We start from the raw sequence: 18,143 nt of genomic DNA, 5'->3' as shown, positions 1-18,143 counted from the left end.
GTCGTGTTCGTCAACGGCGCCGCGTCGAACCTGGGCAACGGGGTGCGCGTGACCATCGAGGGCGAGCAGGTCGTCGATGGCGTGCTGATCGCCACGCGCGTCAGCTTCAATCCATAGGCACATGACCGATCGCGTGAGCTGATGGGTGGACGCCTACCTGGCCGAGTGGTCTCGCATGTCCGAAGGGCCTGTCGAGCTTGGTCAAGCGGCCACCTGAACTTCGGCTTTGGGCCCTAGGCCGTCCTACCCTAGCCGCATCCGCGACGCTCACCTTCGAGCCTCAAGGCTGGTATTCCGCCTATCGATGAAAACGGTCACGGCGTGACATCGTCGTCGGGCAATCAGAAAATGAACATGCTGGTTCGGGCAGAGCACGAGCGCCTTCTGAGGTTTGAACGCGCGGCGTCCGCGCGCTATCTAGACCTGGATCAGTCCCCAGCGCAGCGCGACCCAGGTCAGCTCCGCCTGGTTGCTCGCGCCCAGCTTCTGCTTAACGCGATAGAGGTGCGAGCCGACCGTGCTGATCGAGAGGTTCAGCGTGGCGGCGATCTGCGCCACGGTCATGCCGCGCGCGAGCTGGATGAAGACCGAGAACTCGCGCTCGCTGAGCAATTCGGCCGGATTGGCGTCGCCCTCGATCTGCGCTGTCGCCAGCGCCTGCGCAGTATGGGCGTCGATGTAGCGTTCGCCGCGCGCCACCGCTTTCACCGCGGCGATCAGCGCCTCGGGCGCGCTGCGTTTGGCCAGGTAGCCGAGGGCACCCGCGCGCAGCACGCGGCGCGGGTGAGCGGTGTCCTCGTGCGCCGACAGCGCGAGCACGCGCGCCTTCGGATCGTGGGCGAGCAGGCGCCGCAGGGCTTCAAGGCCGCCCATGCCGGGCATCGACAGGTCCATCACCACCACGTCGGGCCGCACCTGCGGATAGTCCTGGCAGGCCTGCTCGCCGGTGTCGGCTTCGGTCACGACGTCGATCTGCGCGTCGGCCAGCAGCATGCGAAAGCCCATGCGCACCAGCGCATGGTCGTCGACGAGCATCACTCGGATTGCTTGGGTCGCTTGGGTCATGGGTTCTCCGCGACGGCCGCCGGCAAGGGCAGGCGCACCGTCAGTTGGGCACCGTTCGGCGCGGCGGGTTCCAGGTGCAATTCGCCACCCAGGCTTTCGATGCGCTCGGCGAGCCAGCGCAGGCCATAGTGGCCCGCGCCCGTTTCCCGGGTGGCTTCAGGGCCCGGCAGGCCGCGCCCGTCGTCGGTGAGCGAGAGCTTCACCGCTTCTTCGTCGCGATGCAAGGCAAGCACGATCCGGCGCGCCTGTCCGTGCCGCAGCGCGTTGGTGATGCCCTCCTGCGCGGCGCGGTACAGCACGAGCGCCGCGTCGGTGTCCATCGGCACGCGGTCGAGTTCGAGCCCGAGCTGCCATTCGATCTGTACTTCGCTGTGGCTCGTTCGCGTGCGTTCGACCAGATCCTCGAGCGCGGCCACCAGTCCGAACTTGTCGAGCACCAGCGGGGTCAGGCGCGGAATCATGCCGTGCATCGCGGTGTAGAGACGCGCCGATTCGTCGGCGATCACCCGCGCCGCCTGCTCTGCCTGTGGATCGAGTGCCTGCATGCGCTTGGCGATCGACAAGGCCATGCTGCGCATCGCAGTGACCGACTGCCCGAGCTCATCGTGCAGTTCGCGCGCGATCAGCCGTCGTTCCTGTTCGATCTTCTGGTCGACCCAGCGGCCGAGTTCGCGGCTTTCGGACAAGCGGCTCTCCGCCCGCACCGCCCGCCGCTCGGTCTCGATGTGCTGCTGCAGCATGCCGACCATGCGGTTGAAGGCGGCGCCGATGGCCGCCGCCTCGGTCCCGGGCAGGGCGCGCAGCGCGACATCGAAACGCCCGCTCTCGAGCTGGTTCAGCGCGTCCACGATGTCCGCGAACGGGCGTGTGGCGCGTCCCACGAGCCAGAACACGAGCGCATTGACGATCAGCAGCAGGCCGAGCGCGCTGAGCATCAGTAGCGCGGCACTGTCCCAGGCATCGAGCACCGCGCGCGAGGCGTTGGAACGCACGATCAGCTTGCCGCCGGGAAAGGCGATGGACATTTGCGTCGGCGCAGGCGAGACGAGGCCGGCGAACCAGTGCGGCGCATCGCGGCCGGCCTTGTAGACCGAGGTCGGCGAGCTGTACAGCACTTGCTCCTCGTCATCGAGCAGTGTGATGTCGTTGGAGCGCACGCGGCCGACGCCCTGCAGGAAAGCCAGCATTGCCGGCGTGCCTTGGGCCGCGTAGAGCCACGCCGTCCGGTTCAGCAGCTGCGCAGCCACGCGATTGGCCGCCACCACTTCCTCCTGCACCGATTCGCGCATGGCGCGCAGCTGCAGGGCGAGCATGGCGGCGACGAACAACAGGGTCAGCAGGCTCACGATCAGGTTGATCTTCAGGCGCAGCGTCATGTCGTTAACAGGCCCTAGCGCCGAAGCGGCCGTGCAGCGCGTAGCTGTCGAGTGCGGCGACCATCGCAGAGGCCATCGCCGGATGCGCCGGATCGTGGCCCGCACCGTCGACCCATCGAAGCTGGCCGTGCACGAGGCGCTCATGCACGGCCAGCGCGGCGTCCGCCCGGCAGACGCGGTCGTCGCGGGAATGCAGCAGCAAGGTAGGCACCTGCGGCAGCGCGCCGAGGCGATCGAGCAGCGGGGGCGCGTCGAGCCAGCAGCGGTGGATCAGGTAGTGGCTCTGCACGCGGTAGCGGTCCACCAGCGCGTCCAGCATTTCTAGCTCGGGTTCGATCCCGTCGGATGGCGCGGCCACGCCGCCGGCCAGCGTTTGCTCCCAGCGCCACCACGCGAGGGCGAGTCGCCGGTGCAGGTCCGCGTTGTCGACGGTCGGCGCCTGCTGCAGGGCGCGGGCCAGAAAACCCAGCATGTCGTGGCGTTGATCGGCCGGCGCCACCGCCGCGAACCGCGCCCAGGCGGCGGGCGCGCGGCCCGGCGTGTCCTGGAAGAAGGCCTCGATCTCCTCGGTCGTGGGGAGGAACACCGAGCGCAGCAGCAGGGCCGCCACCGCCTGCGGCTCGAAGCCCGCATAGGCGAGCGCCAGCGTGGCTCCCCAGGAGCCGCCGGCCACCAGCCAGCGCGGCACCTCGAGCTGCTCGCGCACCATGCGCAGGTCTCGCAGCAGCTCGGCCGTGCGGTTGTGCGCGGTCGCGCCGCGCGGACGGCTCATCCCGGCGCCGCGCTGGTCGACGCTGATTACGCGAAAGCGCGACGGATCGAAGAAGCGGCGCAAGAGCGGCGAGCTGCCCGAACCGGGCCCGCCGTGCAGCACGAGCGCGCAAATGCCCGCCGGATCGCCGCTTTCCTCCACATGCAGCACATGGCCGTGCGGCACCGCCAGTGCATGGGTGCGCAGGGGCGGCGATTCGGGGTACAGGCCAGAAGGGAGCACGGGGCCATGGTAAGCGCCGGCCCCTTTGCCGCTATTCATGAAAATCATGAAGTGCGATTCATGATTTCATGGCTGGAGCGCGGCGGCCCCGCAGTCCAAGATGCGCAAGGGACACCACGGATCCCCGCGGCGGCCGACCGGCGCCGTGCAACGCTTCCAGGAGACACACACATGAAATGGGAAACCCCGACGGCCACTGATCTTCGCTTCGGCTTCGAGATCACGATGTACGTCAGCGCCCGCTGAGTTGCGCGCCTCGTGACAACCCGCCCCGGCACTCCCGGGGCGGGTTGTTTCGCCCCCTTTTTTTCTCTTCTTCGATGCGCATCACTGTTCTGGGCTCGGCCGCCGGCGGTGGCTTTCCTCAATGGAACTGCAACTGCCCCAATTGCGCAGGCGTGCGCGCAGGCACGGTGCGCGCCAAGCCGCGCACGCAGTCCTCGATCTTCGTGCGGCCCGACGAGGGCGACGACGGCGTCCTGTTCAATGCCTCGCCCGATATCCTGGAGCAGATCCGCAGCAATCCGGTGCTGCAGCCGGCGCGCAAGCTGCGCGACAGCGCCATCGCCGGCGTGGTGCTGATCGACGGGCAGGTCGACCATGCCACGGGACTTTTCATGCTGCGCGAGCGCGGCACGCCGCTTCCGCTGTGGTGCACCGACCCGGTGGTGGAAGACCTGAGCCAGGGCAATCCGGTGCTGCGCGTGCTGTCGCACTACTGCGGCGTGGCGCGAAACCCGATCGCGATCGACGGCGGCGCCTTCGAGGTGCCCGGCGTGCCCGATCTGGTTTTTCGCGCGCTGGCGCTGAGCGGCAAGGCGGCGCCGTATTCGCCGCACCGCGAGCATCCGGTTGCCGGCGACAACATCGGCGTCACGATTCGCGACCGCAAGAGCGGCAGGAGCGTGTTCTACGCGCCGGGCCTGGGCGCCATCACGCCGCCGGTGTTCGACGCCATGGCGAATGCCGACGTCGTCATGGTGGACGGCACCTTCTGGACCGACGACGAGATGATTCGCCTGGGCGTCGGCGCCAAGCGGGCGCGCGAGATCGGCCATCTTCCGCAGTCGGGCGAGGGCGGCATGATCGAATGGCTCGCGCGGCTGCCCGCGACCACGCGGCGCATGCTGATCCACATCAACAACACCAATCCCATCCTCGATGAGGACTCCGATGAGCATGCCGCGCTGCGGCGCGCGGGCATCGAGGCCTGCGAGGACGGGATGACGATCCAGCTCTGAGAGCGCGGAGCCCCACACACACCATGCATGCCGACAGGATTCAAGACCCGGTTCGTCCGGCCCCCGACAGCGAGAAAAGCGCGCCGGCATGGAGTCGCGAGGAATTCGAAGTCCGGCTGCGCGAGCGCGGCCGCAGCTACCACATCCATCATCCGTTCAACGTGATGCTCAACAGCGGCCGGGCCACGCCCGAGCAGGTCCGCGGCTGGGTGGCGAACCGCTTCTACTACCAGATCGCGATCCCGATCAAGGACGCGGCGGTGCTCTCGAACTGCCCCGACCAGGAAGTGCGCCGCGGCTGGGTGCAGCGCATCCTCGACCATGATGGCTTCGAACTCGGCGGCGTGAAGGATGAGGGCGGCATCGAGGCCTGGCTGCGGCTCGCGGAGGCCGTCGGACTGGCACGCGAGGAGGTGCGCGACCTGCGCCACGTGGTGCCCGCCGTGCGCTTTGCGGTGGATGCTTACGTGAACTTCGCGCGCCGCGCGCCGTGGCAGGAGGCGGTGTGCTCCTCGCTCACCGAACTCTTCGCGCCCGAGATTCACAAGCAGCGCCTGGCCACCTGGCCGGCGCACTATGCATGGATCGAGCCGGCCGGGCTGGACTACTTCCGCAACCGCGTGAGCCAGGCGCGGCGCGACGTCGAGCAGGGCCTGGCGATCACGCTCGATCACTTCGACACCCGGGCGCTGCAGGAGCGCGCGCTGGAGGTGCTGCAGTTCAAGCTCGACATCCTGTGGGCCATGAACGATGCGATGGCGACGCGCTACGGCGTGAACAGCGCATGAGCGAGAACAAGAAAGTGTTGACCCCCGAGAGCAGGCCCCGCGTCGGTCCCGGCTTTCGCCTGCAATGGGAGCCGGTGCAGGACTGCCACGTGCTGCTCTATCCCGAGGGCATGGTGCGGCTCAACGGCAGCGCGGGCGAGATCATGAAGCGCTGCGACGGCGAAAGCAGCATCGCCGCGATCGTGGCCGACCTGGAGCAGGCCTTCGACACCACCGGGCTCGAGCCCGAAGTGCGGGGCTTCGTCGAGATGGCGGCGCAGCAGAACTGGCTGCGGTGGGACGCATGACGCAGCCGCCACGCCCCGGGCCGCCGCTCTGGCTGCTGGCCGAGCTGACCTACCGCTGCCCGCTGCATTGCGTGTTCTGCTTCAACCCGGTCGATTTCGCGCAGCAGGACAGCGAGCTCGGCACCGAGGACTGGCTGCGGGTGCTGCGCGAGGGCCGGGAGCTCGGCGCCGTGCAGTGCGGCCTCTCGGGCGGCGAGCCGCTCTTGCGCGACGACCTGGAGATCATCGTCGCCGAGGCCAAGCGGCTGGGCTACTACACCAATCTGCTGACCTCCGGCGTGGGCCTGAGCGCGGATCGCGCCGCCGCGTTGAAGGCCGCGGGGCTCGACCACGTGCAGTTGTCGTTCCAGGATTCCACGCGCGAGATGAACGACTTCCTCTCGCACACCAAGACCTTCGAGTTGAAGAACCGGGTGGCGAAGATCATCAAGGACCAGGGCTGGCCGATGGTGCTGAACGTGGTGATCCACCGCATGAACATCGACCACATCGACCGCATCATCGAGATGGCGCACGAGATGGGCGCCGAGTACCTCGAACTCGCGAACACCCAGTACTACTCGTGGGCCTTCTTGAACCGCGACCAGCTGCTGCCCACGCATGAACAACTGCGCCACGCCGAAGAGGTGACCGATGCCTGGCGCGCCCGGCTGGGCGAGCGCATGCGCATCTTCTTCGTCGCGCCCGACTACCACGAGGGGCGCGCCAAGAAGTGCGTCAACGGCTGGGGCAGCATGTTCCTCACCGTGGCACCGGACGGCACGGCGCTGCCATGCCACACCGCCAAGATGCTGCCGGGCCTCGAGTTTCCGAACGTGAAGGCGCACAGCCTGCGCGAGATCTGGTTCGATTCGGAGGGCTTCAACCGCTACCGCGGCACCGGCTGGATGAAGGAGCCCTGCGCGAGCTGCGATATGCGCGAACAGGACCTGGGCGGCTGCCGCTGCCAGGCCTACCTGCTGGCCAACGACGCGGCCGCCGCCGATCCGGTGTGCGCGAAGAGCCCCGACCACCACCGGGTGGTGGAGGCGGTGCAGCGCGCGGCCGCGCGCGACCCGGCCGGCCCGGTCGAACATCCGCTGGTGTTTCGCGATCCCGCCAATTCGCGCCGCCTCGCCGCACCCGTCACGCTGGGTGCGTGAGGGCGTGCGGCATGTCGCGGGCCGCTTTCTTTCGCCGCTGTCGACCCGCGACCAACGTTGGAGGGGGCAGGGGCGTCGCGGCCGGCCCAGGCTTATGCGCAGATCTGCCAGGCCACTTTGAACTGGCTGCGCAGCGCAGTTTGAATATGCGAACTTGACTGCTATGACGACGCGAAGAGGTGACGAAAGGACTGTCTCAATGCCTCTTTCGCGTACGCTTCCGTGCATGGGTCCTGCAAGTTGATAGCAGGCCTCCGCTTTTGTCCATTGGCAGGGTCTGCCGTCGAAGAGACGCGCTCTACGCAGGAGCCGTGCCCTTGACGGCCCAAGCGAGCGCTGCGTAGGAGCGTCGGCCATCTGCTTCGCCGTCGAGATAGGCTGCCTCGACAGCGTCGCGCAGCCGAGCGCGCTCGACCTGGCCAAGCGTGGCGACGTATTCTGCGCCAGGACCGTCCTTGCCCTCGAAGGGCGCCCAGTAGTCCGCGAACGAAGCGAACTCCATTCGGATGGAGAGTGTCGTCTCAACCACATTCTTGAAGCCGGCGTCGCCCCACGCCCGGGCCAGTTCGCCGGGCCGCGTCATCGGCCGTGTGTAGTTGCGGGCGCGGCGCGCCCTCGCTTCCAGGTCGAGTGCAGCGGCCGTGTCGAAGAACAAGCGGTTGGCGACCCAGCCGCCACGCGCGTCCCATACAGCCGCACCGACGATACTTCCAGGCTTGGCGACGCGCCGCATCTCGGCAATGGCCTTACCCGCCTCCGGAACGAAGTGCAAGACCAGGAGCGAGAGAACGCGGTCGAAGCTCTGCTCCGGGAAGGGCAGCGCACAGGCGTCGGCCACATTGAAGACGATGCGCGCATCTTGGTTGTGGCGCCTGGCATGTTCGACATAGGGCTCAGCGATGTCCACGCCCCGCACTTCGCCAGCGCCGGTGCGGCGGGCCACCGCAAAGGCCAGATGGCCTGTGCCGCAGCCGACATCGAGTACGCGGTCGCCGTCCGCGGTTCCGACGAAGTCCAGGAAAGGCAGCGCGAGGCGCCGGCTCCAACGGCCCATTAGCTGTTCGTAGCCATCGCCTTCGGCGGCGACGAAGCTCGAAGAAGTGGTGTTCATCGGCAGTTCCTTCGCACGGCTGGGCGCAGTGCCTGCCAGATGCTATGACGCTGTTGATTGCAACGTCAACGTCTTTGAAGGGTAGCTGGGACGACCTCACCAGGGACAGGCAAAACGTGTAGTTCACCGAGACCAGAGCTAGCGCGCGCTGCCGCCCGTTCTGTGGACGCCGGCCTAAGTATCTTGATAGTTCTCGAGCTGCATCGGACCGACATGCCCGAGCGCCGAATGCTGGCGAGTCCCGCCGACTTCGCTCATCCCGGCGGCATCTTGTCGAATGCCAGCAGTTCGGGGTCGAGGTGGTCCCACGCCAGGGCGCGCATGCGGTAGGCCACCAGCTGCGGCTTGTAGCGGCTCGGGTCGTCCAGGCTTGCCGCGTGCACGGTGAAGATCTGCGGCATGGCCGCGAACCCCAGGTAGACCGGTGAGCCGCATCGGGGGCAGAAGCCGCGGGTCTTCAAGTTGCCGCTGTCGGCAACCATGTCCCATTGCGTTGCATCGCCCGTGAGTTTCACGCCGGCGCCGGCGAAGGTCAGATAAGAGCCGTGGCCGCTGCCGCTCATGCGCTGGCAGTCGCGGCACTGGCAGTGGATCATCACCAGCGGGTCGCCGGGGATCTCGTAGCGGATCGCGCCGCAGGCGCATCCGCCGGTATAGGCGTCACTCATGTTCTTTCTCCTGTCTTAAGGTGGTGTTTGCGGTCGCGCGTCAGTGCGGCCCGTTAGCGAAGTTGCTCAGGTTGGGGACGACCTTGCGCCAGCCATCGCGCAAGTTCTGGAACGCGATGTCGTTGGTGGGCGTCACGAAGCCTGAATGCACGAGCTTCAATCGCGTGCCTTCCGGGACCTTGGCCAGCGTGAAGGTGACGAGCGTGTCCAGCCGCGAACCGTAGCCGTTGTTGCTCTCATGGCCGCCCTTCCAGGCGTAGACGAAGCGCTCGTTCGGGACGACCTCCAGCACTTCGCAGTGGATGGTGCCGTCCCACGCGCCGGCCGGCTTGGTCTGGTATGTGAAGCGCGTGCCCTGCACGGGCGCGAAGCCGCGCGGCTCCATCAGCCAGCGTGCGATCAGCGTGCCTGTGGTCAAGATCTTCCAGATGGTCTCGGGCGCGTGGGGAAACACTTCGTCGACCACGATGTCTTGCGTGGCGGATTTCAAGGCGGCGTCGTTCATGGGTCGATTTCTTTCAAGAGGGTTCGGAGGTCGGCAAAGCGCTTGCGCCAGAACACGCCGTAGTGGCCCATCCAGTCGGCGAGCGGCGCCAGACCTTTGGGGTCGGCGCGATAGAAGACGTTGCGGCCCTGCGCGCGGTCCACCACCAGGCCCGCCCGCTTGAGCGAGCCCAGGTGCTGCGAAATGGCGGACTGCGTCACGCCGCTGCCCTGGGTCAACTCCACCACGCTGATTTCGTGCGCGTGCGCGATCCGCTCGAAGACGGCCCGCCGGGTGGGGTCGGCAAGCGTGCGCATGACGGTGTCGAGGGGGGCGGTTTGCATCATGGGATTTATATTAGCGAATGCTAATTAATAAGTCAATGCTAATTTGTTTGACTTCTGCCAAACCCCCGTTCAACCCGGACGGCGATTTCCCTTTCGCCGAAGCAGAGGCCAGTTCGCCCGCCAGCCAATGAGGCAGACGTTGAGCAGGTAGCCGATCTGCTGCACGGTAAGGAAGAAGCTGAATGGGCCGACTCCGGCTATCGCGGAGCGCAAGGCCGCGTCAAACGCGACGACCTGCAATGGCACATCGCGGCGCGGCCCAGCGACATCGCCAAGTTGCCCGAGGGCAGGGCGAAGATTCGAGCCCAGAGGCAAGAGCACCGCGAGCGCACCGGTGACCCGATTCAGCAAGCGGCGGTTTCGGATGTAAGCCACCTGAATTTTCCGGTGCGAGAACGCCATGGCGATCAACGTGCGCCACAGCAAGGCATTCACAAACACCAAGGCTGTGACCGCAGATGACACTGAACCGCTCACACGCAACAGGCTCCATCCCGGTAGGTGACAACACTGAGGGCGCCCGGTGGAACGCCTTGCGGCGGAGCGTGCAGCAGGGACTAAGCAGCGGACCTCCTTCGCCAACGAGGGTCAACGTGAGTTCCATTTCATGCCGAGCCCGCAGCTCTCGTTCGAACTGAATGATCTTGGCGGACGCGTAGCCGCATTGGCTGCCAGCCACGCAGCAGCCCGAGATCCGGCGCGAATCGCCAGGCCAGCAGCAGCAAGGCGAGCACGGCCGGGATCCAGCGAAGGTCAATGTCTGCCGCCTGGCTCTGTGCGAAGCGGCGGTCCAGCATGGCCGTCCTCAGCGCGTCCGGCGTATTGAGGCGCAGGTAGTTCACGCCGACGAGCTTGGCCAGCGCTTGCAGATGGTCCTGGCGCAGCTCGGAAAGATGCTCGTGGTTCTGCGTGCCGCCGATGGCGGAGCCCTGCACCACGTCCTCCGGCTTCCAGTAGCCGGCGGGCTCGCCGCTGCTGCCGGTCTTTGGAATCGGCACCGGCACGTCGCCGCCGACGCCGACGAGCCAGCCCTGCACTTCGCCGGGCGTGACGTCGACCATCGGCGGTGTTTCGTTGGCCCGCAGCGGCGGCGACTCCTGCCCGTCGCTGATGAAGACGAAGCTGGTGTGCGGGCCGATGCTCCTGGCGCCGCGCACGGCCCAGGTCACCCCCTTGCCGACGTTGCTGGCGTTGGCCCAGCGCATGCGGGCATCGATGCGTTCGAGCGAGGCCAGCAGCTCTTCGTAGTGGCTGCAGACCTCGATCGGCGCGAGGATCACCAGCGAGCGGTAGTCCGCGAAGACGCTCCAGCCCACCTTGGAACCGCACGGCAACGCACCCAGCACATCGCGCATGGCTGCGCGCGCCAGCGTCAGCCGACTGACCGCAGCATGGTTGAGTTCGACGTCCTCGACGTTCATGCTCTGCGTGATGTCGAAGCTGACCTGCCACTCGAACACCGGGCGCTGCAGCTGCACACGCGGCGGCCAGACCGCCAGTGCGAGCAACAGCAAGGCCGCCAACAGCGGCCAGCTGCCGCTGCTGCCGATGCGCCGCCAGGCGGCGTTCACGGCAAGTCCCCGGCGACGAATCCGGGAACCCGGACCCGGCGCTGCTCGACCGACTGCTGTTGCTCGGCGGAGAAGGCTTCCTGCTCTTCCGGCGCCAGGCGCAGCGCGCGCTCCAGGTTGTAGCGCGCATCCCAGTCCTGCGGCGCCGCGCGCAGCAGGTCGCGCAATCGCTGCTTGCCCAGTTCGAACAGCGGCACGGCGCCAGTCTGCTGCGCAAGGCCTTGCCGCAGGTACATGTTGCCGAGATTGAAGAGCGCCTGCTGCGCGATGAGGTCGCGTTCGCCATTCTGGAGCAGGCCCGCATAGCCTTTGAGCGCGGCGTCGTGATTGCCGGCCTTCGAGAGGGCCAGCGCCTGCGCCAGCTGCAGCTCGCGCGCAGACCGGAGAGGAATCCCCGTCGCATCCTTGCCGGCAGGCGCATCGGCGATGCGGGCGATCTCGGCATTGAGGCCCGTCGTCTGTCGCAAACGCAAGCCCCGCTCCAGCGCCGCGCCCGCGCAGCACAGGCTCAGAACGCCGAAGACCAGATGAACCGTGCGTCGCTTCATGGGCTTGCCCGCCAGCTTTGAAGCTGCAGCGCGCGGCAGGCGAGCAGGCCGGCGCAGCACAGCATCGCTGCAAGGTAGAAGGCGCCACCGTGGTCGCGCCGCGGTACCCGCTCGTGGATGGTCAGCGGGAAGTTCTGCTGCCGGTCGATCTCGGCCATCGCCGCAGCCATGGCGTTGGAGTCGTCCACCTGGTACAGCCGGTAGGGCGTGCTCAGCGTCTTGAAGAATTGGTGCAGCGCCAGTTCTTCGCCGAGGCCGTAGGCCGATGCCGTCCCGGTGTTGAGGTTGGGAGAGTTCGGGCCGCTGCGCACGTAGATCCAGTACAGGCCGATCTTCTCGCGCGCGAGGCCTGCCTGGACGCGTTGGCGCGTGGCCTCGTCGAGCTGGGCGCCGCCGTCGGAGACGATCAGGATCACGCGGCTTCCCGAGTAGCTGCGGTTTTCGAATTCCTCGATGGCGGCCAGGAGCGCGACACCCATGCGGGTTTCGGGCAGGCCGCGCCCGATGGCGCTGGCGGCGAGCGCGGCCTGTACCGTGTCCGTCTTCTGCGTGAAGGGCACGACGGCGATCGGCACCGTGCTGAAGGTCATGAAGGCGAAGCGGTTGTCGGGCCGCTTCGCGACGAAGTCGCTCAGCAGGTCACGCACGACCTTGGCTTTGGGCTCCTGCGACATGCGGCCCGCCGTTTGCAGGCCGTTGGTGTGAACCGTCGCATCCATGCTGCTGCTGCGGTCCATCAGGATCAGCACCTCGGCGCCTCGGCCGGTGCGCTGCACCTGGGCGCCCGACTGCCCGGGACCGGCGAGTCCGAGCACGGTCAGCGCGATGGCTGCGACCGCGAAGCCGCGCCAGAGGAAACCCGCGATGCGGCCGATGCGGTCGGCCGGCAGCCAGGCCAGGTACGGGAAGTCCAGCGTATCGCTGCGCCGGCGCAGCAGCGGCAGCAGCGCGAGCGGCAGCAGAACGAGCATCCAGAGCTGGGCGAAGTCGAAGCGCATGGTTCGCCTAGCGCCGGTGGCGCTTCTCCGCATCGCGCAGGGCCCGGCACAGCGGTCTGAGCGGGTAGGGGGAATCGCTCTCTGCTGCGGCAGCGTCGCCGGCGAAGAAGCGCCTCGTGGATTCGCGGTAGAAGTCCTCGAGCCGCGCCTGGAGCGGGCGCAGATAGGGCGCCTCGGCCAGCAGCCGCGGCAGGCCGGCGCCGTGGACCACGTGCCCGGCACTGGTGTTCAGTGCGCGATGCACGACGCGCCAGGCTTGCGCGCTCCCCGGGTCGCCGATGCGCTTGAGTTCGCGCCAGGCCTGCGCGAAAGGAAGGTGCCGCGCTTCCCGCGCGTTGCGCCAGGCCCACCAGGCGAACCAAGCCAGCAGCACGCCCAGCAAGGTGGCGAGCGAAAGCCTCATCTGCCGCTCGATGGCATCGGTCGGAAGCGCAGCGACCGGGCGGTCAGGGCGCAGCGGCTGCAGATCGCCCTGGCCGAACACGTCCGGCGGCGTCAGCGGCGCGATGCTGACTGGCCACGCGGGCAGCGCGAGCGTCGGGCCAGAGGCAGTGGCGATGCTCATTGCCGGCAGCGCAATGGCGCTCAGCGCGCGCGGCGCGTTGACGAGCTGGTAGTCGATGGCCAGCCAGCGCCGTCCCTGCGCATCGGTTTCGATCCGCGGAGGCCTGCGCTCCAGCCAGAGGTCGATCCGTGCTGCGGCCGGTAGGGCGCCGGGCTGGAGGGGGCGGCCCGCATGCTCGAGCAGCACGCGCTGCGTCAGGACGTCGCCCAGCACATGGCCGAAGCTGCGCGGCTGTTCGACCGTGGCGGCGACCGGGTCGGCACTCAGCGCAACACCGGTACTGGCGCCTAGCGCCACCGCCATCACCGCCGCCCGGATGGCCTTCATGCCGCCGTCTCCATGAAGTAGCGTGTGAGGGCCTCGGCGTCGAAGCGGCCGTGCAGATGGAAGGGCGGCATGCCGTGCGCGTCGAACAAGGTCCTGAGTTCGGCGCGCCGTGTTGCGACAGCCTCGCGCCATCGCGTGCGCAGCGACTCGCGCATCCACAGGCTGCGCCGCACGCCCGTTTCGGCATCGCTGAGGGCAACCAGCGCGCGCTCGTGCGGTGGCTCGGTCTCGGCCGGGTCCCAGGCCACCACCGGGACGACGCAGGCCGGCGCCAGCTGATCGAGCAGCTCACCGAGGGCAGTGACCGGCCAATGGAAATCGGAGGCGAGAAACACCAGGCCGCCGCGGCCGACCAGGCGTTCGGTCGTGCGCCGCAGGCCGTCGAGCGCGCTGCCGTGCGGCACCATGCCCGGTGCCGCACGGCAGTCGCGCAGCATGCGCGCCATCAGGCTGCCGTTGCCGCGGCTGTGGCGCGCGGGCACGAACAGATCGTCGCGCTCGCGCTGGTCGAAAGCCAGCAGGCCCACCGAGTCGCCGGTGCGGAATGCGCTGTAGCCCAATGCCTCGGCGAGATCGGCCACCACGTCGAGCTTGCGCCTGTCGGCACCGAAATGCATCGAGGCCGAGACATCCACCACCAGATGCACGGGGATCGCCACGCGCAGCCGGTGGATGCGCACCAGCCAGTCGCCGCGGCCGTCGCGAACGCTGGCGCGCAGGTCGATGCGCCGCGGATCGGGATGGTCGAAGAGCCGCCGGTGCGCGGCGAATTCCTGTGCGCTGCCCTGGCTCAGGCCGCGCTGCGCACCCGGGCGCCAACCGCCGAAGCGAAGCGGCAGCCGATAGTGGAATTCGTCGACGCGGTCCATCGCTGCCTCGATGTTTCAAGGCGCGGCGATCTTGTCCATGATCTGCATCACCAGCGCCTCCGACAGCTCGGCCCGGCGCAGCTCGTAGACCGGCGTGAAGAAGATCCGGTGCCCGAGCACAGAAGGCAGCACAGCCGTCAGATCGGCGGGCTCCAGGTGCGTGCGCCCCTCGAGCCAGGCCACGGTGCGCGCCGCGCGCAGCAGCGCACTCATGCCGCGCGGGCTGGCGCCGGCGAGGATCAGGCGATCCATGTCCACGCCGTCGAGCCGGATGCCGAACTTTTGCGGCGTCTCGCTGGCCTCCCACAGGTCGAGCACATAGCGCTCGATGGTCTGGCTGGCGCGCACCGTGCGCTGCACCTGCGCGCCGATGGCGTTGAGCCGGTCCCAGGGCAGGATGGCCGGCGCCACCTTGTCGATCAGGCCTTCGGTGTCGTGGAATGCGGTGTCGAACACCAGCGACTGGCGAATGCTGCGGTCGGCGGGCTTGGGCATGTTCAGCTCTAACATGAAGCGGTCGCGCGCCGCCGACGCCAGCTCGAAAGTCTCTTCGCGCTCGACCTTGTTGCGATCGGCGAAGACCGTCATGTGCGGAAAGCTGTACTCGCGGTCGAAGGCGGAGACGGTGCGCTCGGCCATCGCACGCAGCAGCAGCGACTGGACCTGCGGCCGGGCCCGGTTGATCTCGTTGAAGAAGAAGGTGACCAGCCGTTCGCCGTGGCGCAGCAGAGGTCCCGGATCGATGCGCGGGCGTCCTTGGGCATCGACGTAGGTGTGATAGACCAGGTCGCCCGGCATCAGGTCGACCGTGCCCTCGACGCGCTCGAAATCGCCGCCGATGGCGCGCGAGAAGGCGCGCAGCACCGTGGTCTTGCCGACGCCGACATCGCCTTCGAGCAGCACGTGGCCGCGCGCGAACAGCGCGACGTTGATGAGGCGGATCGTCTGCGTCTGCCCGATCACCGCCTTCGCGACCTCGTCCTCGACGCGCAGCGCGAGATGGCGCCAGTCTTCGAGTTGTTCTTGAAAGCCCATGGTGCTGGTTCCGAGCGGGCCCGCTATTTGGATTCCATCAGCTTCTTCAGGTTGCCGAGTCCGCTGCGGTAGACGCCGGTGACGGCCTTCAGCGCAGCCTCGTCGTTGAGTTCCGGCGGCGGGTTGTTGTTCGGAAAGCCGCGATAGAAGGCGCCGCGCCACTCCACGACGGACTTGCCGCCATCGGCGACGACGGAGAGCGTGGAGGTGTAGTTCGTCACCGGCAGCGCACCGCCGTCCTTGGCGCGGTAGCTGTACTTCTTCTGCGCGTCGTCGTAGCTTTCGAGCGCCTCGACGAGCGTGCCGCCATCCTTGAGCTTGAGGGTTCTCACCGAGCCTTCGGTGTTGCCCTTGTCGGCGGTGCTTTCCGCCACGGCCGGATGCCAGTCCTTCAGCGCGTTGAAGTTCTTGATCTTGGCCCAGACGGCGTCGGCCGGCGCCTCGACGGTGACTTTTTCGGTCACCTTCTGGCGCGTCGGGCCGTGGGCCAGGCTGGAGGCCGATGCGGCAAGAAGCAGGGACGCGGCGAGGATCGAGAGAGCCCGTCGGCCGGGAGCGTGTGTCAGCATGGATGTTCTGCGATGGGTTGAGAAAAGGGTCGCTCTGATAATCCTCAGGGATCGATCGGCGCGCCGATGAAGGCGCCGAACGCGCGGCTGTTCTGCCCTGTGGCGATGGTCTTGAGCTTGCGTCCGCTGCCGGCATCCAGCACCTGCACGTTGTCGTCCATCCAGTTCACGACGTAGACGCGGTCTGCGTGCGCGGCGATGCCCTCGGGATAGGCGAAGCCGGGGAGGGTGCGCAGCACCCGCAGCGAATCGGCGTCGACCACGCTGACGGTGTCGTCGCGCTGGTTGGTCACGAACAGCAGCGCACCGCCTTGCGCCAGTGCCGCGCCGTACGGGGACTTGCCGACCTTCACGGTCGCGATGACGGCCGGCCGCCGCGTGTCGCGCATGTCGATCACGGAGAGGTCGTCGCTCTGCACGTTGAGCGCGTAGAGCCGTGCGCGCGGCGCGTCGTAGAGCAGCGCGAAGGGGTGGCTGCCGACACGCACGCGCGCCAGCACTCGCCGCTTGGCCGTGTCGATCACGGCCACGCTGTCGTCGTCGCGCTCGGCCACGAACACGGTGGCGCTGTCGGTGTGCGCGGCCACGCCGGCGGGCGCCCGGCCCACTGGAATCGAGGCCAGGGGCGGCGCGGCGCCGCTGCCGCGCGCGTCGAACACCAGCAGCCGGGCACCGTACCAGTCGGCGACGTACAGGTGCCGGCCATCGCCCGAGATGTCGAGGCCCACCGGGCCGTCTCCCGCAGCCAGCGTGTTCACGACCTTCTGTTGGCGCATGTCGATGACCGAAATGGTCTTGCTGTCGGGGTTGGACACGAAGGCGCGGCCCGCACGGTCGGACGCCACCACGCCGGCCGGCGACCGGCCGACGGCGACGGTGGCCACGACCTGCTGCGAGGCGAGGTCGATGACGGACACGTCATGGCTTCCCTGGTTGGTGATGTAGGCGAAGGGCGAGGACCAGGCCGAAGTGCACAGCATCAAGGCAGCGATCCATCCGTGGCGCACAGGTGTTGCGGTGCCCGTCATGGCTGTGCGCTTTTCGGGCGCCGTTCAGCGTCCGTTGGCCGGGCCGATGAAGCAGCCCTTTTTCACCTTGGCCTGGAGCGCGCGGTAGCGCTTGATGTCGGCCTGCAGCTTTTCCGAATCGCGGATGTAGCCGCCGCGCTCGCCGCCGATGGTGGTGGCCTTGCTCGCGGTGCTCAGCTGCACGTAGTCCGCGTATTTCACCTCCTTGGCGAGCGCGTCGAGCGCGCACGAGCACTTGTTGATCATCTCGAAGGTACTGGTGCCGGGATGTGCGGCCATGCATTCCTGCACGTAGAGCACTCGGTCCACGGTAGGGAAATCGTTCGCGAGCGCGGCGCCATGCGCGGCCATCGGCAGGCCGAGAAAACAGAGAAGGCGGAGGGTTTTCTTCATGAGGTTCGCCGGTTTTCGAAAAAGTGGCGCTAGCGCGCCGGCGCCTTGGCACCCTCGATGAGGAGTTCCTCGACGAGGAGGGGCTTGGCGGCCAGGCCTTCGCCCTGGATCTGCGTCCGGATGCCATAGACGCCCCCGGGCACTGCGGCCGAGAGCAGGAAGCGATAGTTCTTCTTCGCGAATTTTTCGTACCTCGGCCGGTTCGGATCGTCCAGGAACGGGCTGAACACGATCTCCTTGCCCTTGACCGTGCGCCCCTGGTAGCGCATCGTCGCGTCGCGCACTTCGGCACCCTGGTAGACCGCCATGCGCAGGCGCTTGCGGAAATGATTCTCGGAGCCCCCGGTGAGGCGCTTCATCTCGCGCACGTCATGCTCGAGGAAGTAGAGGATGACGGGGTTGCCGGCGGCTGCCGGCACATCGGGCACCTGCAGCTTGCGCTCTCCGCTCAGGAATGCGCCCTTGGCATCGCAGCAGCTGCCGTCGGCCTTGGCGCTCAGGCCCACCGTGACGCTGTCGACAAAACCCTCTTCGAGGCTGCCTGCCTTGCTGAAGGTGTAGCGCAGCAGGGTCGGCGCCTGCACGCTCTGCAGCTGCGGGGTCATGAACAGCAGGCGCTCCGCGACCGAGAAGTCGGGCTTCTCGCCCTCGGCCCGGGAGGCCAGTGGCGAGACGAGCAAGGCGCAAAGCGAGGCGGCGACGGCGAAGCGCATGGAAGTCGGCTTGGAGCCTGTTCA

Annotated in this window: 23 protein-coding genes; 5 read left to right on the top strand and 18 right to left on the bottom strand. The window is 67.8% G+C overall.

All coding sequences use genetic code 11. The annotated features are described in order from the left end of the window. Positions 1–417: 417 nt before the first annotated feature. Genes BLS74_RS26555 through BLS74_RS26545 form a run of 3 tightly spaced genes read right to left on the bottom strand, consistent with a single transcriptional unit; the run spans position 418 to position 3,435 of the window. Positions 418–1,065, bottom strand: a complete 648-nt coding sequence (locus BLS74_RS26555; RefSeq protein WP_093110154.1) for a response regulator — start codon at positions 1,063–1,065, stop codon at positions 418–420. After that, entirely contained in the window at positions 1,062–2,441 is a 1,380-nt protein-coding gene (locus BLS74_RS26550; protein ID WP_093110153.1) for an ATP-binding protein, read from the bottom strand. The genes BLS74_RS26555 and BLS74_RS26550 overlap by 4 nt, the downstream gene beginning before the upstream one ends. A gap of 4 nt (positions 2,442–2,445) precedes the next feature. Next, complete coding sequence (locus tag BLS74_RS26545) at positions 2,446–3,435, bottom strand: alpha/beta fold hydrolase (protein ID WP_244504005.1); 990 nt, start codon at positions 3,433–3,435, stop codon at positions 2,446–2,448. A gap of 171 nt (positions 3,436–3,606) precedes the next feature. On the opposite strand from BLS74_RS26545, the gene pqqA reads away from it, so the two are divergent. The 5 genes from pqqA (at position 3,607) to pqqE (ending at position 6,893) form a co-directional block, all read left to right on the top strand. Continuing rightward, a complete protein-coding gene (gene pqqA, locus BLS74_RS26540; protein ID WP_010100094.1) occupies positions 3,607–3,681 on the top strand; it encodes a pyrroloquinoline quinone precursor peptide PqqA in 75 nt (24 codons plus the stop codon). A gap of 74 nt (positions 3,682–3,755) precedes the next feature. Next, positions 3,756–4,676: a pyrroloquinoline quinone biosynthesis protein PqqB gene (pqqB, locus tag BLS74_RS26535; protein ID WP_093110151.1), complete on the top strand. Its 921-nt coding sequence runs from the start codon at positions 3,756–3,758 to the stop codon at positions 4,674–4,676. A gap of 23 nt (positions 4,677–4,699) precedes the next feature. Then, positions 4,700–5,464, top strand: coding sequence for a pyrroloquinoline-quinone synthase PqqC (pqqC, locus tag BLS74_RS26530; RefSeq protein WP_093110150.1), 765 nt, complete (start codon positions 4,700–4,702; stop codon positions 5,462–5,464). Next, the gene (gene pqqD, locus BLS74_RS26525; protein WP_093110149.1) at positions 5,461–5,751 is read left to right on the top strand and encodes a pyrroloquinoline quinone biosynthesis peptide chaperone PqqD; all 291 of its coding nucleotides are present in this window, start codon (positions 5,461–5,463) and stop codon (positions 5,749–5,751) included. The genes pqqC and pqqD overlap by 4 nt, the downstream gene beginning before the upstream one ends. Continuing rightward, a complete protein-coding gene (gene pqqE / locus BLS74_RS26520) occupies positions 5,748–6,893 on the top strand; it encodes a pyrroloquinoline quinone biosynthesis protein PqqE (RefSeq protein WP_093110148.1) in 1,146 nt (381 codons plus the stop codon). The genes pqqD and pqqE overlap by 4 nt, the downstream gene beginning before the upstream one ends. A gap of 298 nt (positions 6,894–7,191) precedes the next feature. On the opposite strand, the gene BLS74_RS26515 is transcribed toward pqqE, so the two are convergent. From BLS74_RS26515 to BLS74_RS26445, 15 genes are all read right to left on the bottom strand, one after another. After that, positions 7,192–8,004, bottom strand: coding sequence for a class I SAM-dependent methyltransferase (locus BLS74_RS26515; protein ID WP_093110147.1), 813 nt, complete (start codon positions 8,002–8,004; stop codon positions 7,192–7,194). A 254-nt stretch (positions 8,005–8,258) separates the two neighbouring features. After that, a complete protein-coding gene (locus BLS74_RS26510) occupies positions 8,259–8,672 on the bottom strand; it encodes a GFA family protein (protein WP_093110146.1) in 414 nt (137 codons plus the stop codon). Between the two features lie 40 nt (positions 8,673–8,712). Continuing rightward, positions 8,713–9,177, bottom strand: a complete 465-nt coding sequence (locus BLS74_RS26505) for an SRPBCC family protein (RefSeq protein WP_093110145.1) — start codon at positions 9,175–9,177, stop codon at positions 8,713–8,715. Continuing rightward, a complete protein-coding gene (locus BLS74_RS26500; RefSeq protein WP_093110144.1) occupies positions 9,174–9,503 on the bottom strand; it encodes an ArsR/SmtB family transcription factor in 330 nt (109 codons plus the stop codon). The genes BLS74_RS26505 and BLS74_RS26500 overlap by 4 nt, the downstream gene beginning before the upstream one ends. Before the next feature lie 69 nt (positions 9,504–9,572). Further along, positions 9,573–9,980: a hypothetical protein gene (locus BLS74_RS34560; RefSeq protein WP_170855714.1), complete on the bottom strand. Its 408-nt coding sequence runs from the start codon at positions 9,978–9,980 to the stop codon at positions 9,573–9,575. A 128-nt stretch (positions 9,981–10,108) separates the two neighbouring features. Next, complete coding sequence (locus tag BLS74_RS26490) at positions 10,109–11,074, bottom strand: vWA domain-containing protein (protein ID WP_170855713.1); 966 nt, start codon at positions 11,072–11,074, stop codon at positions 10,109–10,111. Continuing rightward, the gene (locus tag BLS74_RS26485; protein WP_093110143.1) at positions 11,071–11,622 is read right to left on the bottom strand and encodes an MxaK protein; all 552 of its coding nucleotides are present in this window, start codon (positions 11,620–11,622) and stop codon (positions 11,071–11,073) included. The genes BLS74_RS26490 and BLS74_RS26485 overlap by 4 nt, the downstream gene beginning before the upstream one ends. Beyond that, complete coding sequence (locus tag BLS74_RS26480) at positions 11,619–12,620, bottom strand: vWA domain-containing protein (RefSeq protein ID WP_093110142.1); 1,002 nt, start codon at positions 12,618–12,620, stop codon at positions 11,619–11,621. The genes BLS74_RS26485 and BLS74_RS26480 overlap by 4 nt, the downstream gene beginning before the upstream one ends. A gap of 7 nt (positions 12,621–12,627) precedes the next feature. Then, positions 12,628–13,512: a calcium incorporation protein MxaA gene (locus BLS74_RS26475; RefSeq protein ID WP_093110141.1), complete on the bottom strand. Its 885-nt coding sequence runs from the start codon at positions 13,510–13,512 to the stop codon at positions 12,628–12,630. Further along, a complete protein-coding gene (locus tag BLS74_RS26470) occupies positions 13,509–14,381 on the bottom strand; it encodes a DUF58 domain-containing protein (RefSeq protein WP_093110140.1) in 873 nt (290 codons plus the stop codon). The genes BLS74_RS26475 and BLS74_RS26470 overlap by 4 nt, the downstream gene beginning before the upstream one ends. A 15-nt stretch (positions 14,382–14,396) precedes the next feature. Continuing rightward, positions 14,397–15,416, bottom strand: a complete 1,020-nt coding sequence (locus BLS74_RS26465) for an AAA family ATPase (protein ID WP_093110139.1) — start codon at positions 15,414–15,416, stop codon at positions 14,397–14,399. A gap of 23 nt (positions 15,417–15,439) precedes the next feature. Next, positions 15,440–15,985: an SRPBCC family protein gene (locus BLS74_RS26460; protein ID WP_093110138.1), complete on the bottom strand. Its 546-nt coding sequence runs from the start codon at positions 15,983–15,985 to the stop codon at positions 15,440–15,442. A 44-nt stretch (positions 15,986–16,029) separates the two neighbouring features. After that, positions 16,030–17,013, bottom strand: coding sequence for a cytochrome D1 domain-containing protein (locus BLS74_RS26455; RefSeq protein WP_093110137.1), 984 nt, complete (start codon positions 17,011–17,013; stop codon positions 16,030–16,032). A 24-nt stretch (positions 17,014–17,037) separates the two neighbouring features. Beyond that, positions 17,038–17,406: a hypothetical protein gene (locus BLS74_RS26450; protein WP_244504004.1), complete on the bottom strand. Its 369-nt coding sequence runs from the start codon at positions 17,404–17,406 to the stop codon at positions 17,038–17,040. A gap of 29 nt (positions 17,407–17,435) precedes the next feature. Then, positions 17,436–18,119 (bottom strand): hypothetical protein, encoded by a 684-nt coding sequence (locus tag BLS74_RS26445; RefSeq protein ID WP_093110136.1) that lies wholly within the window; start codon positions 18,117–18,119, stop codon positions 17,436–17,438. Positions 18,120–18,143 lie beyond the last annotated feature (24 nt).

Source organism: Variovorax sp. CF079 (genome assembly GCF_900101545.1).
Taxonomy (GTDB): Bacteria; Pseudomonadota; Gammaproteobacteria; order Burkholderiales; family Burkholderiaceae_C; genus Variovorax.
Note: the sequence above shows the minus strand (reverse complement) of the source record. Positions and strands in the feature narration are given on the sequence as shown.

What these genes read in the sequence shown, in the direction of transcription:
- BLS74_RS26555 (WP_093110154.1), bottom strand. Translation starts at nt 1,065, where the DNA reads ATGACCCAAGCGACCCAAGCAATCCGAGTGATGCTCGTCGACGACCAT.
- BLS74_RS26550 (WP_093110153.1), bottom strand. Translation starts at nt 2,441, where the DNA reads ATGACGCTGCGCCTGAAGATCAACCTGATCGTGAGCCTGCTGACCCTG.
- pqqB (WP_093110151.1), top strand. Translation starts at nt 3,756, where the DNA reads ATGCGCATCACTGTTCTGGGCTCGGCCGCCGGCGGTGGCTTTCCTCAA.
- pqqC (WP_093110150.1), top strand. Translation starts at nt 4,700, where the DNA reads ATGCATGCCGACAGGATTCAAGACCCGGTTCGTCCGGCCCCCGACAGC.
- pqqD (WP_093110149.1), top strand. Translation starts at nt 5,461, where the DNA reads ATGAGCGAGAACAAGAAAGTGTTGACCCCCGAGAGCAGGCCCCGCGTC.
- pqqE (WP_093110148.1), top strand. Translation starts at nt 5,748, where the DNA reads ATGACGCAGCCGCCACGCCCCGGGCCGCCGCTCTGGCTGCTGGCCGAG.
- BLS74_RS26515 (WP_093110147.1), bottom strand. Translation starts at nt 8,004, where the DNA reads ATGAACACCACTTCTTCGAGCTTCGTCGCCGCCGAAGGCGATGGCTAC.
- BLS74_RS26510 (WP_093110146.1), bottom strand. Translation starts at nt 8,672, where the DNA reads ATGAGTGACGCCTATACCGGCGGATGCGCCTGCGGCGCGATCCGCTAC.
- BLS74_RS26505 (WP_093110145.1), bottom strand. Translation starts at nt 9,177, where the DNA reads ATGAACGACGCCGCCTTGAAATCCGCCACGCAAGACATCGTGGTCGAC.
- BLS74_RS26500 (WP_093110144.1), bottom strand. Translation starts at nt 9,503, where the DNA reads ATGATGCAAACCGCCCCCCTCGACACCGTCATGCGCACGCTTGCCGAC.
- BLS74_RS26485 (WP_093110143.1), bottom strand. Translation starts at nt 11,622, where the DNA reads ATGAAGCGACGCACGGTTCATCTGGTCTTCGGCGTTCTGAGCCTGTGC.
- BLS74_RS26480 (WP_093110142.1), bottom strand. Translation starts at nt 12,620, where the DNA reads ATGCGCTTCGACTTCGCCCAGCTCTGGATGCTCGTTCTGCTGCCGCTC.
- BLS74_RS26475 (WP_093110141.1), bottom strand. Translation starts at nt 13,512, where the DNA reads ATGAAGGCCATCCGGGCGGCGGTGATGGCGGTGGCGCTAGGCGCCAGT.
- BLS74_RS26470 (WP_093110140.1), bottom strand. Translation starts at nt 14,381, where the DNA reads ATGGACCGCGTCGACGAATTCCACTATCGGCTGCCGCTTCGCTTCGGC.
- BLS74_RS26465 (WP_093110139.1), bottom strand. Translation starts at nt 15,416, where the DNA reads ATGGGCTTTCAAGAACAACTCGAAGACTGGCGCCATCTCGCGCTGCGC.
- BLS74_RS26460 (WP_093110138.1), bottom strand. Translation starts at nt 15,985, where the DNA reads ATGCTGACACACGCTCCCGGCCGACGGGCTCTCTCGATCCTCGCCGCG.
- BLS74_RS26455 (WP_093110137.1), bottom strand. Translation starts at nt 17,013, where the DNA reads ATGACGGGCACCGCAACACCTGTGCGCCACGGATGGATCGCTGCCTTG.
- BLS74_RS26450 (WP_244504004.1), bottom strand. Translation starts at nt 17,406, where the DNA reads ATGAAGAAAACCCTCCGCCTTCTCTGTTTTCTCGGCCTGCCGATGGCC.
- BLS74_RS26445 (WP_093110136.1), bottom strand. Translation starts at nt 18,119, where the DNA reads ATGCGCTTCGCCGTCGCCGCCTCGCTTTGCGCCTTGCTCGTCTCGCCA.